The organism is Streptomyces barkulensis (assembly GCF_002843305.1).
Classification (GTDB): domain Bacteria; phylum Actinomycetota; class Actinomycetes; order Streptomycetales; family Streptomycetaceae; genus Streptomyces; species Streptomyces barkulensis.
Window position 1 is genome coordinate 67,018 of record NZ_PGSG01000090.1, and the last position, 16,337, is coordinate 83,354.

Here is a 16,337-nt window from a genome sequence, read left to right on the forward strand (position 1 = left end):
CGACGCCGCGCTCCCGCGCGCCACGCGGCTCAGCCACAACCGGACCGGCTGCCCGCGCCCTACCGAGGAGGAACGACAGCGTGACCTACGTCATCGCGGAGCCTTGTGTGGACCTGAAGGACAAGGCATGCATCGAGGAGTGCCCCGTCGACTGCATCTACGAGGGCCAGCGGTCCTTGTACATCCACCCGGACGAATGCGTCGACTGCGGGGCCTGTGAGCCGGTCTGCCCGGTGGAGGCGATCTTCTACGAGGACGACGTCCCGGAGGAGTGGAAGGACTACTACAAGGCCAACGTGGAGTTCTTCGACGAGCTGGGCTCGCCCGGCGGCGCCAGCAAGCTCGGCCTGATCGAGCGCGACCACCCCTTCGTCGCCGCGCTCCCGCCGCAGAGCCACGACGAGTGACCCCGCGCCACCCGCAGCACTGACCCCGGTCCCGTACGGCCCCGCCGTGCGGGACCGGGGCTTTTCCAGGAAAGAGAGCGAAGCCAAGTGCCACCCCTGTCCTCACGCCTGCCGGTCTTCCCGTGGGACCGGCTGGAGCCGTACAAGAAGACCGCGGCCGAACACCCCGACGGCATCGTGGACCTGTCCGTGGGCACCCCCGTCGACCCGGTGCCCGAGGTGGTCCGCCGGGCGCTGGCCGGGGCCGCCGACAGCCCCGGCTACCCGACGGTCTGGGGCACGGCCGAGCTGCGGGACGCGATCGTCGGCTGGAGCGAGCGGCGGCTGGGCGCCCGGGGACTGGCGCACACCCACGTCCTGCCGGTCGTCGGCTCCAAGGAGCTGGTGGCCTGGCTGCCGGTCCAGCTCGGTCTCGGAGGCGGCGCCGGCGGGGACGCGGGCGGGGACAGGGTGGCGTACCCGCGGCTGGCGTACCCGACGTACGAGGTGGGGGCGCGGCTGGCGGGTGCCGAGCCGGTCGCCTACGACCGGTCGCCGCGCGAGCTGGACCCGGAGGGCCTGCGGCTGCTGTGGCTGAACTCCCCCTCCAACCCCACCGGCCGGGTGCTGCCCAAGGAGGAGCTGAGGGCCACCGTCGCCTGGGCGCGCGAGCACGGGGTGCTGGTCTTCAGCGACGAGTGCTACCTGGAGCTGGGCTGGGAGGCCGAACCGGTCTCCGTCCTCCACCCGGACGTCTGCGGCGGCAGCCACGAGGGCATCGTCGCCGTCCACTCGCTGTCCAAGCGCTCCAACCTGGCCGGCTACCGGGCGGCGTTCCTGGTCGGGGACGAGGCGATCCTGGAGGAGCTGCTGCGGGTGCGCAAGCACGGCGGGATGATGGTGCCCGCCCCGGTGCAGGCCGCCACGGTGGCGGCGCTCGGCGACGACGCGCACGTGGCCGAACAGCGCGAGCGCTACGCGGCACGGCGCGCGGCGCTGCGCACGGCGCTTCGGGCGAGCGGTTTCCGGATCGAGCACAGCGAGGCGTCGCTGTACCTGTGGGCGACGCGCGACGAGCCCTGCTGGGACACGGTCGGGGAGCTGGCCCGGCGCGGCGTGCTGGTGGCGCCCGGCGACTTCTACGGCTCCGCGGGCGAGCGGTTCGTACGGGTCGCCTTCACGGCCACCGACGAGCGTGTCGGGGAGGCGGTGCGGCGCCTGACCGCGTGAGGTGAGCGGGGAAGAGCGGGTGGGGCCCGGGGATCGCTCGATCCCCGGGCCCCACCCGTCCGCGGTGCGTGCGCCCGTCGGCGCCGGGCCGGCGCCGGAGCGGTGTCAGAGCAGCGGCAGGTTCTTGCCGACCGGCGGCAGCTTGCCGACCGCCGGCAGGCCGTCGGTCAGCGAGTCGGCCTTCACCCGCTTGCCGACGGCGGGCACCTTGCCCTTGGCGGACTTGACGGCCTTGCCGGCCTTGGTGGCCCTGCCCTTGCCGCCGGTGGCGGGCCCGGTGGTCTCACCGAGGAGGGAGCCGGCGGTCTCCACCGTGTCGTCGGCGGTCTTCTGCACGGCGGGGACGGCGGCCTTGCCCGCGGCTCCGACGGTCCTGCCCGCGGCCGGCACGGTCTTCTTCACGGCCTTGCTGCCGGTGTCGGCCACCTGGCTGCCCGCCTTGCGCGAGGTGTCGTCGATGGTGTCGCCCAGGTTCGCGCCGTCCAGGTTGCTCACTCCGCCCAGGTTCTTGGCGGGCGGCAGGAGTTCGGCGGCGTTCGCGGAACCGGCCGCACCGACTGCGGAGGCGGCACCCGCTGCGACCAGCAGCGCGGTCCGTGCGATCCGGCGCGAGAGGGGGAGGGACATGTTGCTCCTTCGACGGAGAAGAGGCTTGCTGAGGTTTCCCGCGGGCCGTCGGGCCCGGAGGGCGTCGTTGCGCATCCGGCCGGGGCGGCGCCCCCCGGACGCTGTGCCTATCGGGCCGGGAGGCCCGGAGGTTGCGGCCGTCCGGGTAAAGGATTGGCAATGCGCGGGTCGCTCCGGCGGTGGGGGAGGCGGGGGGCGGGGCCGCCCGCAGGGGGCTCCGGAAAGCACCGGATCCCGGTGCGGCCATGGGTTTTCCGCGATTTCGCCGGGCCGGGCCGGGGACCGCGCAGATGGCTTCCGGGGGCCTGGCCGCCGTGACGCACGATCCCCCGTTCGGGTGACGGGGGGAGACGCCGTGCGGTGACGCGGCCGATGCCCCTCGGCCCCGGCGCCGCGTCACCGCACGGCGGCCGGGGCGGGGCCGGCGTGGAGGCCGGGGGGTGGAGGTCAGCGCGAGGTGGCGATGACGACCTCGGTGCCCGCGCCGTCCCCGGCCGTGCGCCAGCCCTCGGCGGCTCGGCCGGCCTCCCAGACACGCTTCCCGTAGGAGACGCGCTCGATCCCGAGCTCCTGGGAGTGGGCCACGGCCCAGTGCGCCAGTTCCCAGCCGCGGCGGTCGGCCTCCGCCTCGCCGGCGCGCGCCGGGGTGTGGACGGGGACGGAGACCACCGGTCCGGGCGCGCTGCGCCCGGCGCCGCCGTCGAGGCCGGGGGCATCCGGCAGGACGTCCGCGCCGAACTCGCGTACCAGCCGCTCGCGCACCCGCACCGGGTCGCCGGCGGCCGTCTCCTTCGGAGCGGCCTTCGCGGGCACGCAGCTCAGGGCCGCGGCCCGGCGACCGGTCAGCGCGGCCGTCAGAAGCGCCGCTTGGGGCTCGTGCTTGGCGTAGGCGTCGGGGAAGCCGCTGCGCTGCACCCGCTGGGCGGCGACGGTCAGGGGAAGCCGGGAGTAGCCCGGGATCTCCACCAGATGCTCGTAGAACTTCCCGGCCGAGTACACCGGGTCCATGATCTGCTCCGCGGTCCCCCACCCCTGGGAGGGCCGCTGCTGGAAGAGACCGACGGAGTCGCGGTCGCCGTAGTCGATGTTGCGCAGCGCCGACTCCTGCATGGCCGTGGCCAGGGCGATGGTGACGGCCCGCTCGGGCAGCCCGCGGGCGGAGGCGACGGCCTGGATGGTCGAGGCGTTGGCGGCCTGCTGCGGTTCGATGACGTACGGCTCGCCGCCTGCCGCGGTCACGGTGCAGCGTGCCGGTCCGGACCCGCCGGGATCGTGGCGCACGAGGAGGTACCCGGCGAGTCCGAGCAGTACGACACACGCGGCGGCCAGGCGCAGCAGCCTGCCGCGGCGCGGAGTTGAAGCTCGCTCGGACACGCGACAAAGGTACCGGCCCCGCCGTGTCCGGGACCCGGACGTGACGCGGATCCCACGGAAGGACGCCAGGTAGGGTCGGCCGCATGGAGAGTGCTCCCGAAATCCCAGGAACCGCCCACCGGGAGGACCCGGTCCTGGACCTGAGCCTGGACGGGGCGTCGCTGACCGCGCGCCTGGTCGACATCCCCTCGGTCAGCGGGGACGAGAAACCGCTCGCGGACGCGATCGAGACCGCGCTGCGCGCCCTGCCGCACCTGCGTGTGGACCGGTACGGCAACAACGTCGTCGCCCGTACCGCGCTCGGCCGGGCCGAACGGGTCGTCCTCGCCGGGCACATCGACACCGTGCCGGTCGCGGACAACGTGCCCTCGCGGCTGGAGGACGGCGTGCTGTGGGGCTGCGGCACCTCCGACATGAAGGCCGGGGTCGCCGTCCAGCTCAGGATCGCCGCCACCGTGCCCGAGCCCAACCGCGACCTGACCTTCGTCTTCTACGACAACGAGGAGGTCGCGGCCCACCTCAACGGTCTGGGCCACCTGGCGAGCGACCGTCCCGACTGGCTGGCCGGGGACTTCGCGGTGCTGCTGGAGCCCTCCGAGGGGCAGGTCGAGGGCGGCTGCCAGGGCACGCTGCGGGTCGTGCTGCGCATGGCCGGTCAGCGCGCCCACTCGGCGCGGAGCTGGAAGGGCGCCAACGCCATCCACGCCGCCGCGCCGGTCCTGGCCCGGCTGGCCGCGTACGAGCCCAGGCGCCCGGTGGTCGACGGGCTGGAGTTCCGCGAGGGCCTCAACGCCGTGGGGATCACCGGCGGCGTCGCGGGCAACGTCATCCCCGACGAGTGCACCGTGACCGTCAACTACCGCTACGCGCCCGACCTCACCGAACAGGAGGCGCTCGCCCATGTGCGGGAGGTGTTCGCCGACTGCGGTGTGGCGCGGTTCGAGGTGGAGGACAGCTCCGGCCCGGCGCGGCCCGGTCTGACGCACCCCGCCGCGGCGGCCTTCGTCGAGGCGGTCGGCGGCGAGGCACGGCCGAAGTACGGCTGGACCGACGTCTCCCGCTTCAGCGCGCTGGGTGTGCCCGCCGTCAACTACGGCCCCGGGGACCCGAATCTGGCGCACAAGCGGGACGAGAGGGTCGACACGGCTCTGATCGGCCACTGCGAGGAGCGGCTGCGCGCCTGGCTTACGGCCTGACCCGCCGGGTATCGGCTGATCCGCGGGGCCCGCACCGTCGGTGCGGGCCCGCGACATCCGGTGGCCGCCGGTGCGTCCGGGAGAGTTCCGCTCCGTGTGATCCGGGCCTGCGTACCCTGGCGGCCTGTACGTCGGCGTAGACATAGGGAGTACGGCATGGCCAGTGCGGAGGAGTTCGAGCAGGGGGAAGCGCCGCGGGAGCAGCGTTTCGGACCGGTGTTGCGCCGCCACGGCCAGGTGCAGCACAGCACCACCGACCAGCGTCTGCTGGACACCGCCGGCCCCTCGGACTGGCTGCACCAGGACCCCTGGCGGGTCATGCGCATCCAGTCGGAGTTCGTCGAGGGTTTCGGCACCCTGACCGAGATCGGTCCCGCCATCAGCGTCTTCGGCTCGGCGCGCACGCCCGGGGGATCGCCCGAGTACGAGGCCGGGGTGCGGATCGGACGGGCGCTGGTGGAGGCCGGCTTCGCGGTGATCACCGGCGGCGGCCCGGGTGCGATGGAGGCGGCCAACAAGGGCGCCAGGGAGGCGGGCGGCACCTCGGTCGGCCTGGGCATCGAGCTGCCCTTCGAGCAGGGGATGAACCGTTATGTCGACATCGGCGTCAACTTCCGCTACTTCTTCGTGCGCAAGACGATGTTCGTGAAGTACGCCAGCGGCTTCGTCGTCCTGCCGGGCGGCATGGGCACGATGGACGAGCTGTTCGAGGCGATCACCCTGGTCCAGACGCGGAAGGTCACCCGCTTCCCGATCGTGCTGTTCGGCACGGACTACTGGCAAGGGCTGGTGGACTGGCTGCGTGCCACCGTCGTGCCCAGCGGGAAGATCAGCCCTCACGACATGGAGCTCTTCCACCTCACCGACGATGTGGACGAGGCGATCGCGCTGGTCACCAAGGAGACCTCCGGCAGTGGCGCGCCGGGGGACGGGTTCAGGGCGGAGGACCCGGACTGACCGTTCCGGCCGTTCCGGCCGTTCCGACCGGTCCGGGCCGACCGGTCGGCCCGGACCGGCCGGAACGGGACGCGGAAGCGGCTCAGGCCAGGCCGCGGCGGGCCACGGCCGGCGGGCGCAGACCCGCGATGGAGGCCACCATGTCGAGCACCTGCCGGGTCTCGGCCACCTCGTGGACGCGGTAGACCCGCGCGCCCAGCCAGGCGGAGACCGCGGTCGTGGCCAGGGTCCCGGTCAGCCGCTCCCTGACGGGCCGGTCCAGGGTCTCCCCGACGAAGTCCTTGTTGGACAGCGACACCAGCACCGGCCACCCGGTGGCCACCATCTCCTCCAGCCGCCGGGTGACCTCCAGCGAGTGGCGGGTGTTCTTGCCGAAGTCGTGGCCGGGGTCGATCAGCACCGCCTCCCGCCGCACCCCGGCCGCGACCGCGCGTTCGGCGAGCGCGACCGTGCGGCGCAGCACGTCGGCCATGACGTCGTCGTACGCCACCCGGTGCGGGCGGGTGCGCGGCGCGGCGCCGCCGGTGTGGGTGCACACCAGCCCGGCGCCGTACCGCGCCGCCACCTCGGCCAGCTTCGGATCCACGCCGCCCCAGGCGTCGTTGAGCAGGTCCGCGCCCGCCTCGCAGACCGCCTCGCCCACCTCGTGCCGCCAGGTGTCCACGCTGATCACCACGTCCGGCCAGCGCCGCCGCACCTCGGCGACGAAACCCGCGGTGCGCCGCACCTCCTCCTCGGCGGAGACCTCCTCGCCGGGGCCGGCCTTCACACCCCCTATGTCGATGATGGCGGCACCCTCCGAGACCGCCTGCTCGACCCGGTCCAGGGCCGGTTCGTCGCGGAAGGTGGCGCCCCTGTCGTAGAAGGAGTCCGGAGTCCGGTTCACGATGGCCATGACCACCGTCTCGCGCTCGCCGAACTCGCGCCGTCCCAGCCGCAGCATCCGCTGTCCTCTCCTCCCGCGGTCCCCCGGCACCGCACAGTGCCCCGCAGCCGACCCTAGCCGTCCCGCCGTGGCACGATCGCAGCAGACCTGTACCTGCCGTTTGGTGTGTCTGACCCGGGGAGATGGCGTGTTCTGGTTTCTGCTGATCGCGTTGGTCGTGGTGGTCGCCGCGGTCGCGCTGGCCGTGGCGGGGGGCGGTGACGGGCCGGGCCGCACCGCGACGGGCGGACTCGCCGACGCCCTGCCGGACCGGACGGAGGCCTGGCTGCCGCCCGACCGTCCCCTGAACCGCTCCGACCTGGAGGCGCTGCGGCTGCCGCAGGCCGTACGGGGCTACCGGATGGAGGAGGTCGACGACGTGCTGGACCGGCTCGGCGCCGAACTGGCCGAGCGCGACGCCCGGATCGCCGAGCTGGAGGCGTCGCTGGCGGGCGCGCAGGCGACCGCGCTGGGCGGGCCCGACATGTTCGGCGAGCCCGGCGGCGGCCCCGGGGACCGCCCCGGCGCGGCTCCCGGTGAAGAGCCCGGCGGACCGGGGGAGGCGCGGTGACCGCCGAGGGCACGGCGCTCCCCGGCCCGGACGGGCGGCTGCGCTGCCCGTGGGGCCTGTCCACCGAGGACTACACCGCCTACCACGACACCGAGTGGGGCCGCCCGGTGCACGGCGACGACGCGCTGTTCGAACGACTGTCCCTGGAGGCGTTCCAGTCCGGGCTGTCCTGGCTGACCATCCTGCGCCGGCGGGAGGGTTTCCGGGCGGCGTTCGCGGGCTTCCGGATCGCGGAGGTGGCGGAGTTCACCGACGCCGACCGGGAACGGCTGCTCGCCGATCCGGGCATCATCCGCAACCGCGCCAAGATCGACGCGACCATCGCCAACGCGAGGGTCGCCGCCGGGTGGGAGCCGGGCGAACTGGACGCACTGGTGTGGTCCCACGCCCCCGACCCGTCCGCCCGTCGCGCACCGCGCACGCTCGCCGAGGTGCCCGCGATCACACCGGAGTCCACGGCGCTGTCCAAGGAGCTGAAGAGGCGTGGCTTCCGCTTCACCGGTCCCACCACGGCCTACGCCCTGATGCAGGCGTGCGGCCTGGTCGACGACCACCTGGCGGACTGCTGCGCCCGCGCCCCGCGCGCCGCCGGCTGAGCCCGGCGCCCGGCGCCCGGCGTCCCCGGACGCCGGGCGCTTCCCGACGGGGCGTCAGCGTCCGCGGTGGACGGGCTTCTCCTTGGCGACGAACGCCTCCACCGCGGCCTTGTGGTCCTCCGAGGCGCCGGCCCGGGCCTGGAGTTCGGCCTCCTTCTCCAGCGTCTCGGCCAGTGAGTGCGAGGAGCCGTGGGCGAGGGACTCCTTGAGCGCGGCGTACGCGACCGTCGGCCCCTCGGCGAGCCGCCGGGCCGCGTCCTCGGCCTCGGCCGCCAGCCGGTCGGCCGGGACGACCCGGTTGGCGATGCCCAGCTCCAGGGCCTCCTGCGCCTTCACGCTGCGCGGGAAGAGCAGCAGTTCGGCGGCGCGGCCCGGGCCGACCAGGCGCGGCAGGGTCCAGGACACCCCGGAGTCGGCGGTGAGCGCCACCCCGGCGAAGGAGGTGTTGAAGGAGGCGGTGTCGGCGACCACCCGGTAGTCGGCGGCGAAGGCGAACCCCGCCCCCGCGCCGGCCGCGACGCCGTTGACGCCCGCCACCACCGGCTTGGGCATGGAGGCGATCGCCAGGGTGATCGGGTTGTAGTGCTCGCGCACGGTGTCCAGCGCTGCGCCGCCGCTGCGCCGCAGCTCCTCGACATGCTCCCTGAGGTCCTGCCCCACGCAGAACGCCCGCCCGTTGCCGGTCAGCAGCACCGCGCGTACGGCCGGGTCGCCGGCCGCCTCCCGCAGGGTGTCCCGCAGCGCCTCCTTGAGCGCGGTGTCGAGCGCGTTCATGGCGTCGGGGCGGTTGAGGGTGACGGTCGCCAGCCCTCCGGACACTTCGTAGACGACGTTGTCTGACATGGGGGCCAGCATGGCAAGGAACGGTGGGGGCCGGTACGGGTCCGTACACGAGCCGCGTGTGACCTGCGTCAAACGGCCGCGGTGCTCTCCGGGGGGAGAAAGGGCGCAGTATTGCAGCCTGATCCCCGAATTGGGTGGTTTTGCGCGAGGGTGTTGTGCAAGGGATACGGACCGATGTTGGTCACGAGGTCGTGCGATGCGGGATAATGGCAGGGAAGCAATGTGTTCGACGCCGGCGACACCTGGGTTGCCCGGCTGAGATCAGCTGGTTTCAGGAAGGGGAACGAGCATGGCGGCCATGAAGCCGCGGACGGGCGATGGCCCGCTCGAGGTGACCAAGGAGGGGCGGGGCATCATCATGCGCGTTCCGCTCGAAGGCGGTGGACGACTCGTCGTCGAGCTCACCCCTGACGAGGCGGATGCACTCGGCGAAGCTCTGAAGAAGGCCTGCGGCTGAGGAGCGATCGAAGACCTCCGGCGCCACACCGCCTTCGCACCACCACCGCCGCCCCCGGGAGAGCACGGCCCGGGGGCGGCGGTGTGCTGTCGGCCGGCCCGGTGGTCCCGGCGGCCGGCCCGGTGGTCCCGGCGGCCCGGGGCCGGCCCGTGGTCAGCGGTGGCGCTTGACCGCGCACAGCAGGCCGTCGCCCACCGGCAGCAGCGAGGGCAGCAGCGAGGTGCTGTCCCGGACGGTGCGCAGCAGCTCGCGCAGTCTGAGGACCTCCGCGGGCTGTGACGAGGAGTCGACGGTGCGGCCGTCGGCGAAGACGCCCTCGAAGCAGACCAGCCCGCCCGGGCGCAGCAGGCGCAACGATTCGCCCAGGTACTCCAGGCACTCCATCCGGTCGCCGTCGCAGAAGACCAGGTCGTAACCGCCGTCGGCGAGCCGGGGCAGGACGTCCAGGGCGCGGCCGGGGATGAAGCGGGCGCGGTTGGCCGCGAAGCCCGCGGCGCGGAACGCCTGGCGGGCGATCTGCTGGCACTCCGGCTCGGTGTCCACGGTCGTCAGCACGCCGTCGGGCCGCATGCCGTGCAGCAGGTGGATGCCCGACACCCCGGTGCCGGTGCCGATCTCGGCCACCGCCTTGGCGTCCACGGCCGCGGCCAGCAGCCGCAGCGCGGCGCCCGTGCCGTCCGACACCGCGCGCAGGCCCGCCTCCCGGGCCCGGTCACGGGCCCAGCGCAGCGCCGCCGAGTGCTCGGAGCGCTCGGCGTGCTGGACGTTCTCCGCGCCGTACGCGTCGGCGAACGCCCAGCTCGTCTGCCGGTTGCCGGTAATCGCCCTCTCCTGTCCCCGTGGTGCCCGCATCCGTGACTGTATCCGTTGGCGCCGGGAACCCGCAGATGGGACCGCGCGTTGGTTGTGCAGGGGCCGTGCGGCGAGCGGCGGGGGAACGTACATGGCACATGGCCGCAAGAGGGTCAAAGAAACTTATCCGGAGCTAACGGGCGAGGTGGCTATGGTAGGGACTCCACTGGACACCACCAGAGCCGACAGGGGAGGTGCGGCTGCGGCCGGTGACCGGAAAGTGCGCAGGCGCTTTTTCAGGTCGTCCGGCGAGCCGAAATCCGTGAACGACACCGCTGACCACCGCCGCGCCGCCGACTCCGTGACCACCGCGACCTTCGCAACCGACGCGGACGCTCCGGCGTGGACGCCTCCCACCTGGGAGGAGATCGTCAGCACCCACAGCGCACGGGTCTACCGCCTCGCCTACCGCCTCACCGGGAACCAGCACGACGCCGAGGACCTGACCCAGGAGGTCTTCGTCCGGGTCTTCCGCTCGCTGTCCACCTACACCCCCGGCACCTTCGAGGGCTGGCTGCACCGCATCACCACGAACCTCTTCCTGGACATGGTGCGGCGCAAGCAGCGCATCCGCTTCGACGCCCTCGGCGACGACGCGGCAGAGCGGCTGCCCAGCCGCGAGCCCTCGCCGCAGCAGCACTTCAACGACACCCACTTCGACGCCGACGTCCAGCAGGCGCTGGACACCCTCGCCCCGGAGTTCCGGGCGGCGGTGGTGCTCTGCGACATCGAGGGGCTGTCGTACGAGGAGATCGCCGCGACGCTCGATGTGAAGCTCGGCACGGTCCGCAGCCGCATCCACCGCGGTCGCTCCCACCTGCGCAAGGCCCTCAAGCACCGGTCCCCCCGGGCACGCGCCGAGCAGCGCGCCCTGGCCGGGGCGCTCCCCGGTGCCGTGGGAGGGGAGGGCGGCACCGCGTGAGCGGCACACACGACGGCGTACCCGATCCGGAGCCGACCCCGGCCGAGCAGCACCTGGGCGACCGGCTGGCGGCCCTGGTGGACGGCGAGCTGGGGCACGAGACGCGCGAGCGCGTCCTGGCGCACCTGGCGACCTGCCACACCTGCAAGGCGGAGGCCGACGCACAGCGCAGGCTGAAGAGCGTCTTCGCGGACGCCGCGCCCCCACCGCCCTCGGAGGGGCTGCTCGCCAGGCTCCAGGGGCTGCCCGGAGGGCTGGGCGACGACTCCGGGCGGGGCCGGGGCGGGCCGCGGGACTCCTCCTCGTCCGCCTCCCCGTCCCCCTGGGACTTCGAGTACCTGCCGGCCGGCGGCGTGCTCACCTCCGACCGCGGATTCCGCATCCACCGGGTCCACGAGACGGACCGGCCGTCCTCGCGCGGCCGCCGCTTCGCCTTCGCGGCGGCGGGCGCGGTCTCGCTGGCGGCCTTCGCCATCGGCGGCGCGCTCACCTCCGCGGCCACCGGCGGCTCCACGGTCGCCGCGGGCGGGGACGGCGGTACGAGCGCCCGCTCGCCGCGCACGGCGGCCGTCGGGCCGGAGCGCGGCAGCGAGCGGAGCGGCGGCAGACCGGGACAGCGAGCGGCCGGTACACCGAGCGGACCGGCCGTGGCGCCGAGCGGACCGGCCGTGGCGCCGACGCGGCCGCCCGTGCTGTCGGTGTCACCGCTGGAGGCCGCCTACGCCCCCCGGCCCCACGGGCTGACGGTGGTGCCGGTGATCGATGTGCTGCCCACCCTGCACCCGCCGCTGATACACCCCACGCAGTACCAGGCACCGTCCGGCGAGGAGTCGCCGGAGCAGTACGTGTCCGTCAGGCAGCCGCTCATCGCGGCCACGCCCATGGCCGCCGCTCCCACGGCCACGGCTCCCACGGCCACGGCCACCGCTCCGGTGGGCGCCACCCCGGCGCCCACGCTCCCGCCGGGCCGCTGACCGGCTCCGGGCCCGCGCGGACCACCCGTCCGCGCGGCACCCGCGTACGGTCTGCCCGTGTCCCTGACCGGTCCCCGTGAGTCAGCCGCCCGCAAGGGCCGCCGGGGCGCCGGCGCGCCCCGGCGGCCCTTGCGGGGGAAACCCCGCGGGCCCCGGCCGGTCCGGCTTCGCCGGCACAGGCGGAACTGGTTGAATCGTGGGGATGTGGTGCGAGTCCGCGCGGAGCGCGACGCGGGCCGATGCTGGGGAGAACATGGATGAGGGGAAGGCCGCCGGACAGCGGCCGACGTGGTGGAGCCGTCCACGCGGGGTCTCGGCCCCGCGTCCGGTGGCGAAGGACGCCCGTACGGCCCGGGGCGCGCCGGCGCCACTGCACGGGGAGGACCCGTACGGCACCCCGCCCTACGGCGGCCCCGGCCCCTGGGCCCCGGCCCCGCCCGTCCAGCGGCCCACGGCGACACCGGCCCGGGGCACCCTGCTGCCGCCCCAGGCGCAGGCCGCCGGGCCCGCCCCCGAGCACACCGCCGGGTCGGTCCCCGAGCACGCCGCCGGACACACCGCGTCGCCGGGGGTCTTCGCGCGCTACGACCCCTGGGCGCCGCCGTCCGCGGCACCGCGCCCGTCCGCCCCGCACACCACTCGCCCGCCGCACCCGGAAGCCCCCTCGCGGCGCCGGGGCCGGCCGGCCGCCACCGTCGCCGGGGCCGTCCTGCTGGCACTGGTCGCCGGGACGGTGGGCGGCGGCATCGGGGCGTACGCGCAGCGCCAGGGCGACATCGGCACCGTCCGGCTCTCCCAGGCCCCGGCACAGGACACCGGCCGCGCCCCGGACAGCGTGGCCGGCATCGCCGGGCGGGCCCTGCCGGGCGTGGTGACCATCCAGGTGCGCGGCGCCGGGGAACCCGGAGAGCTGGGCACCGGCACCGGCTTCGTCCTGGACGGCCGAGGCCACCTCCTCACCAACCACCATGTGGTGGAGTCCGCCGGGAACGGGAACGGGGACGGCGGCGGCGTCAGGGTGGTCTTCCACGGTGGCGAGACCGCCACCGCCGAGATCGTCGGCACCGACAGCGGCTACGACCTCGCCGTGCTGAGGGTGGAGGGGGTCAGCGGCCTCAGTCCGCTGCCGCTGGGCAACTCCGACTCCGTGCGGGTGGGCGACCCGGTCGTGGCGATCGGAGCGCCGTACGGCCTGGCGGGCACGGTCACCACCGGGATCGTCAGCGCCACGGAGCGCCCCGTCACCGCGGGCGGCGAGGGGGAGGGCGGAGGCAGCGACATCAGCTACGTGGAGGCGCTGCAGACCGACGCCCCGATCAACCCCGGCAACTCCGGCGGCCCGCTGATGGACGCCGGGGGCCGGGTGATCGGCGTCAACAGCGCGATCCGCTCCGCGGGCGGCGACCTGCCCCGGGCGGACACCGGCGGCAGCATCGGCCTGGGCTTCGCCATCCCCGTCAACCAGGCCAGGCGGGTGGCCGAGGAACTGATCAACACCGGCCGCGCCACCCATCCCGTGATCGGCGTCACCATCGACATGGGACATCCCGCGGAGGGCGCCCGGGTCGGCCTGCCCGCCGGGCGTGAGGGCACGGCGGTCGTGCCGGGAGGGCCCGCCGACACGGCCGGCATCGAGGAGGGCGACGTGATCACCGAGGTGGACGGCGTCCGGGTGCGCAGCGGTGAGGAACTGATCGTCAGGATCCGTGCCCGGCGCCCCGGCGACCGGCTGGAACTCACGGTCGAGCGCGGTGGCGGCCGGCGCTCGGTGGAGGTGGTCCTCGGTTCGGCGGGCGGCCCGTGAGACCCGTCACGCCTGCCGCCACGACGGCCGTTGTTCGCCCCGCCGACTCCCGCCCCGCCCCCGCGCCGGGTACCGTGACTGTGGCCGCACGGGTCGTGGACGCACATGAGGGAGCTGAACGGTGTTCTTCGACATAGGACCCCTCGAGCTGATCGCTCTCGTCATCCTCGCGATCCTCGTCTTCGGTCCGGAGAAGCTGCCGAAGGTGATCCAGGACACCGCGCGGTTCGTCCGCAAGGTCCGGGAGTTCTCCGACAGTGCCCGGGACGACATCCGCAGGGAACTGGGACCGGAGTTCAAGGACTTCGACTTCGAGGACCTCAATCCCAGGAACTTCGCGCGCAAGCACCTGCTGGAGAACGAGGACCTGGGGCTGAAGGAGATCCGCAACGGTTTCGACCTGCGCCAGGAGCTCGCCGAGGTCACGGACGCGGTCAACGGCAGGGAGATCACCTCGGGCGGCCCGGCCGCGCCCGCCCCGGGCGGTTCCGCGGTCGACCTGCGCAAGGACGGCACGGCGCCCAGGAACGACCCTCCGCCGTACGACGCCGACGCCACCTGAGGCCGCCTGACGCCACCTGAGGCCATCCCGCCGGTGAACCGTGAGGGCCACCTCCCGTACTCCGCAGCCGGTCCTGCCCGGTTCGGTGCACAGGGGTGGCTATCCTCCCTGTGTCCGGGGTCGGGCCGCCCGAGGGGGGCGGGCCTCCCACGACACGGGGCACACGAGGAGGCGTCGCACAGATGGAGACGACGGGCCGGGTAGGGCCGAGAGACGTACCCGCGTCCGGGGCGGACCGGGTGATCGACGGCTATCTGATGGCCGGCTTTCCCTGGTACGGCCTCGACGAGGCCTTCACCGGCCCGCGCTGGCTGATGCGGGTGGGAGCCGCCGCCGACGGCACGGTCGAGCACGGCTCGACCGGCCACGGGGACGAGCCCTCCCTCCGGGCCGAGCCGGGTCCGGAGGGCCGGCGCTTCGCCGTCGTCGTGACGGTCGCCGACCGCCCGGTGCGCAGCAGCCCGGACGGCACGGGGGTTCTGGAGGCCACCTCGGTCTCGTCGGCCGCCTGGCTGGCCGGATCGGGGCTGCTGTCATGCACCTGGCCGTCACAGATGGAGCGCGGACTCAGACAGAGCTGGCTCGACCAGCAGACGGCGATCGCCTGGGAACTGGCCGACGACCTGGACGGCTCCGCCTGGTCCACCCTCTCGCTGCCGGTCGACGGCCTCCCCACCGACTTCCGCTACCGGGAGTCGGAGTACGGGTGGGTGCTGGCCGGCCCCGCGCACGAGGGCGTGCACATCGGCGCCTACGGGCGGGGGATGAGCGCGTACGGACTGGGCTTCTCGGTGATCAAGGACCTCGGCGAGTACGAGCGCTGAACGCCCGCGCGCCCGTACGCCCGGCCGGGCGTACGGGCGCGCGGGGGGAAGTGCGCCGGAGGGCCTTCAGAACTTGTTGCGCGGGGTGATCCCCAGCGACATGCCCGCCAGCCCGCGCTGGCGCCCGCCCAGCTTGCCCGCGACCGAGCGGATCGCGGAGCCCGCGGGGGAGTCCGGGTCGGTCAGCACCACCGGCCGGCCCTCGTCGCCGCCCTCGCGCAGCCGTACGTCGATCGGGATGGAACCGAGCACGGGCACGGTGGTGCCGGTGGTCCGGCTCAGCCCGTCGGCGACGCGCTGGCCGCCGCCGGTGCCGAAGACGTCCACCATCTCGTCGCAGTGCGGACAGGGCAGCCCGGACATGTTCTCGACCACGCCCACGATCTTCTGGTGGGTCTGCACCGCGATGGACCCGGCGCGTTCGGCCACCTCGGCGGCCGCCTGCTGCGGGGTGGTCACCACCAGGATCTCGGCGTTGGGGACGAGCTGCGCGACCGAGATGGCGATGTCGCCCGTGCCCGGCGGCAGGTCCAGCAGCAGCACGTCCAGGTCGCCCCAGTAGACGTCGGCCAGGAACTGCTGGAGCGCGCGGTGCAGCATCGGTCCGCGCCACACCACCGGGGCGTTGCCCGGGGTGAACATGCCGATCGAGATCACCTTCACGCCGTTGGCGGACGGCGGCATGATCATGTTCTCGACCTGGGTGGGGCGGCCGTCGGCGCCCAGCATGCGCGGCACCGAGTGGCCGTAGATGTCGGCGTCCACGACGCCCACCTTCAGACCGTCGGCCGCCATCGCCGCCGCCAGGTTGACCGTCACCGAGGACTTGCCGACGCCGCCCTTGCCGGAGGCGATCGCGTAGACGCGGGTCAGGGAGCCGGGCCTGGCGAACGGGATCTCCCGCTCGGCCTGCCCGCCGCGGAGCGTGGCCGCCAGCTCGCGGCGCTGCTCGTCGCTCATCACGTCCAGGGAGACCGTCACGTCCGTGACGCCCGCCACACCGCGGACCGCCCGGGTCACGTTCTCGGTGATCGTCTCGCGCATCGGGCAGCCGGACACCGTCAGATAGACCGTGACCGCGACCGAGCCGCCGTCGCCGATCTCCACCGACTTCACCATGCCCAGATCGGTGATCGGACGGTGGATCTCGGGGTCGTCGACGGTCGCGAGCGCGGCGCGGACCGCGTCCTCGGAGGGGGCGGGGCTGGATGCCGCGGACGTGTCAGTAGCCATGCCC

The 16,337-nt window shown here is 74.2% G+C and carries 18 protein-coding genes; 12 read left to right on the plus strand and 6 right to left on the minus strand.

What is annotated here, in order from left to right; genetic code table 11:
* Positions 1-80: 80 nt before the first annotated feature.
* Positions 81-407: a ferredoxin gene (gene fdxA / locus CUT83_RS18065; protein WP_071372957.1), complete on the plus strand. Its 327-nt coding sequence runs from the start codon at positions 81-83 to the stop codon at positions 405-407.
* An 87-nt stretch (positions 408-494) separates the two neighbouring features.
* Positions 495-1,616 (plus strand): succinyldiaminopimelate transaminase, encoded by a 1,122-nt coding sequence (dapC, locus tag CUT83_RS18070; RefSeq protein ID WP_101256893.1) that lies wholly within the window; start codon positions 495-497, stop codon positions 1,614-1,616.
* Between the two features lie 105 nt (positions 1,617-1,721).
* Here the strand turns inward: dapC and CUT83_RS18075 are convergent, their stop codons facing one another.
* Positions 1,722-2,243 (minus strand): ATP-binding protein, encoded by a 522-nt coding sequence (locus CUT83_RS18075; protein WP_101256894.1) that lies wholly within the window; start codon positions 2,241-2,243, stop codon positions 1,722-1,724.
* Between the two features lie 447 nt (positions 2,244-2,690).
* The gene (locus tag CUT83_RS18080; RefSeq protein ID WP_101256895.1) at positions 2,691-3,617 is read right to left on the minus strand and encodes a VldE C-terminal domain-containing protein; all 927 of its coding nucleotides are present in this window, start codon (positions 3,615-3,617) and stop codon (positions 2,691-2,693) included.
* 83 nt (positions 3,618-3,700) lie between these two features.
* On the opposite strand from CUT83_RS18080, the gene dapE reads away from it, so the two are divergent.
* Both dapE and CUT83_RS18090 read left to right on the plus strand, forming a co-directional pair.
* Entirely contained in the window at positions 3,701-4,813 is a 1,113-nt protein-coding gene (dapE, locus tag CUT83_RS18085; RefSeq protein ID WP_101256896.1) for a succinyl-diaminopimelate desuccinylase, read from the plus strand.
* 156 nt (positions 4,814-4,969) lie between these two features.
* The gene (locus tag CUT83_RS18090; protein ID WP_101256897.1) at positions 4,970-5,770 is read left to right on the plus strand and encodes an LOG family protein; all 801 of its coding nucleotides are present in this window, start codon (positions 4,970-4,972) and stop codon (positions 5,768-5,770) included.
* Positions 5,771-5,852: 82 nt separating this feature from the next.
* On the opposite strand, the gene folP is transcribed toward CUT83_RS18090, so the two are convergent.
* Positions 5,853-6,713 (minus strand): dihydropteroate synthase, encoded by an 861-nt coding sequence (gene folP, locus CUT83_RS18095; protein WP_101256898.1) that lies wholly within the window; start codon positions 6,711-6,713, stop codon positions 5,853-5,855.
* 130 nt (positions 6,714-6,843) lie between these two features.
* On the opposite strand from folP, the gene CUT83_RS18100 reads away from it, so the two are divergent.
* The gene (locus CUT83_RS18100) at positions 6,844-7,266 is read left to right on the plus strand and encodes a DivIVA domain-containing protein (protein ID WP_101256899.1); all 423 of its coding nucleotides are present in this window, start codon (positions 6,844-6,846) and stop codon (positions 7,264-7,266) included.
* Positions 7,263-7,862, plus strand: coding sequence for a DNA-3-methyladenine glycosylase I (locus CUT83_RS18105; RefSeq protein WP_101256900.1), 600 nt, complete (start codon positions 7,263-7,265; stop codon positions 7,860-7,862). Before CUT83_RS18100 ends, CUT83_RS18105 begins: the two co-directional genes overlap by 4 nt.
* 54 nt (positions 7,863-7,916) lie before the next feature.
* Here CUT83_RS18105 and CUT83_RS18110 read toward each other — a convergent pair whose 3' ends face one another.
* The gene (locus CUT83_RS18110) at positions 7,917-8,705 is read right to left on the minus strand and encodes an enoyl-CoA hydratase/isomerase family protein (RefSeq protein ID WP_101256974.1); all 789 of its coding nucleotides are present in this window, start codon (positions 8,703-8,705) and stop codon (positions 7,917-7,919) included.
* A 289-nt stretch (positions 8,706-8,994) separates the two neighbouring features.
* On the opposite strand from CUT83_RS18110, the gene CUT83_RS18115 reads away from it, so the two are divergent.
* A complete protein-coding gene (locus tag CUT83_RS18115; RefSeq protein WP_014137929.1) occupies positions 8,995-9,162 on the plus strand; it encodes a DUF3117 domain-containing protein in 168 nt (55 codons plus the stop codon).
* Positions 9,163-9,315: 153 nt separating this feature from the next.
* Here CUT83_RS18115 and CUT83_RS18120 read toward each other — a convergent pair whose 3' ends face one another.
* Complete coding sequence (locus CUT83_RS18120; protein WP_101256901.1) at positions 9,316-10,014, minus strand: O-methyltransferase; 699 nt, start codon at positions 10,012-10,014, stop codon at positions 9,316-9,318.
* Between the two features lie 151 nt (positions 10,015-10,165).
* Here CUT83_RS18120 and sigE point away from each other — a divergent pair, with 151 nt between their 5' ends.
* The 5 genes from sigE (at position 10,166) to CUT83_RS18145 (ending at position 15,100) form a co-directional block, all read left to right on the plus strand.
* A complete protein-coding gene (gene sigE, locus CUT83_RS18125) occupies positions 10,166-10,936 on the plus strand; it encodes an RNA polymerase sigma factor SigE (protein ID WP_101256902.1) in 771 nt (256 codons plus the stop codon).
* Positions 10,933-11,910: an anti-sigma factor family protein gene (locus CUT83_RS18130; RefSeq protein WP_101256903.1), complete on the plus strand. Its 978-nt coding sequence runs from the start codon at positions 10,933-10,935 to the stop codon at positions 11,908-11,910. The genes sigE and CUT83_RS18130 overlap by 4 nt, the downstream gene beginning before the upstream one ends.
* Before the next feature lie 253 nt (positions 11,911-12,163).
* Entirely contained in the window at positions 12,164-13,714 is a 1,551-nt protein-coding gene (locus tag CUT83_RS18135) for a trypsin-like peptidase domain-containing protein (RefSeq protein ID WP_101256904.1), read from the plus strand.
* 121 nt (positions 13,715-13,835) lie between these two features.
* Positions 13,836-14,276, plus strand: coding sequence for a sec-independent translocase (locus CUT83_RS18140; RefSeq protein ID WP_101256905.1), 441 nt, complete (start codon positions 13,836-13,838; stop codon positions 14,274-14,276).
* A 182-nt stretch (positions 14,277-14,458) separates the two neighbouring features.
* Positions 14,459-15,100, plus strand: a complete 642-nt coding sequence (locus CUT83_RS18145; protein ID WP_101256906.1) for a hypothetical protein — start codon at positions 14,459-14,461, stop codon at positions 15,098-15,100.
* 66 nt (positions 15,101-15,166) lie between these two features.
* On the opposite strand, the gene CUT83_RS18150 is transcribed toward CUT83_RS18145, so the two are convergent.
* Positions 15,167-16,333, minus strand: coding sequence for an Mrp/NBP35 family ATP-binding protein (locus CUT83_RS18150; protein WP_101256975.1), 1,167 nt, complete (start codon positions 16,331-16,333; stop codon positions 15,167-15,169).
* Positions 16,334-16,337 lie beyond the last annotated feature (4 nt).

What these genes read in the sequence shown, in the direction of transcription:
- CUT83_RS18120 (WP_101256901.1), bottom strand. Translation starts at nt 10,014, where the DNA reads ATGCGGGCACCACGGGGACAGGAGAGGGCGATTACCGGCAACCGGCAG.
- CUT83_RS18145 (WP_101256906.1), top strand. Translation starts at nt 14,459, where the DNA reads ATGGAGACGACGGGCCGGGTAGGGCCGAGAGACGTACCCGCGTCCGGG.
- dapE (WP_101256896.1), top strand. Translation starts at nt 3,701, where the DNA reads ATGGAGAGTGCTCCCGAAATCCCAGGAACCGCCCACCGGGAGGACCCG.
- CUT83_RS18115 (WP_014137929.1), top strand. Translation starts at nt 8,995, where the DNA reads ATGGCGGCCATGAAGCCGCGGACGGGCGATGGCCCGCTCGAGGTGACC.
- CUT83_RS18090 (WP_101256897.1), top strand. Translation starts at nt 4,970, where the DNA reads ATGGCCAGTGCGGAGGAGTTCGAGCAGGGGGAAGCGCCGCGGGAGCAG.
- sigE (WP_101256902.1), top strand. Translation starts at nt 10,166, where the DNA reads ATGGTAGGGACTCCACTGGACACCACCAGAGCCGACAGGGGAGGTGCG.
- CUT83_RS18135 (WP_101256904.1), top strand. Translation starts at nt 12,164, where the DNA reads ATGGATGAGGGGAAGGCCGCCGGACAGCGGCCGACGTGGTGGAGCCGT.
- CUT83_RS18075 (WP_101256894.1), bottom strand. Translation starts at nt 2,243, where the DNA reads ATGTCCCTCCCCCTCTCGCGCCGGATCGCACGGACCGCGCTGCTGGTC.
- CUT83_RS18110 (WP_101256974.1), bottom strand. Translation starts at nt 8,705, where the DNA reads ATGTCAGACAACGTCGTCTACGAAGTGTCCGGAGGGCTGGCGACCGTC.
- folP (WP_101256898.1), bottom strand. Translation starts at nt 6,713, where the DNA reads ATGCTGCGGCTGGGACGGCGCGAGTTCGGCGAGCGCGAGACGGTGGTC.
- CUT83_RS18150 (WP_101256975.1), bottom strand. Translation starts at nt 16,333, where the DNA reads ATGGCTACTGACACGTCCGCGGCATCCAGCCCCGCCCCCTCCGAGGAC.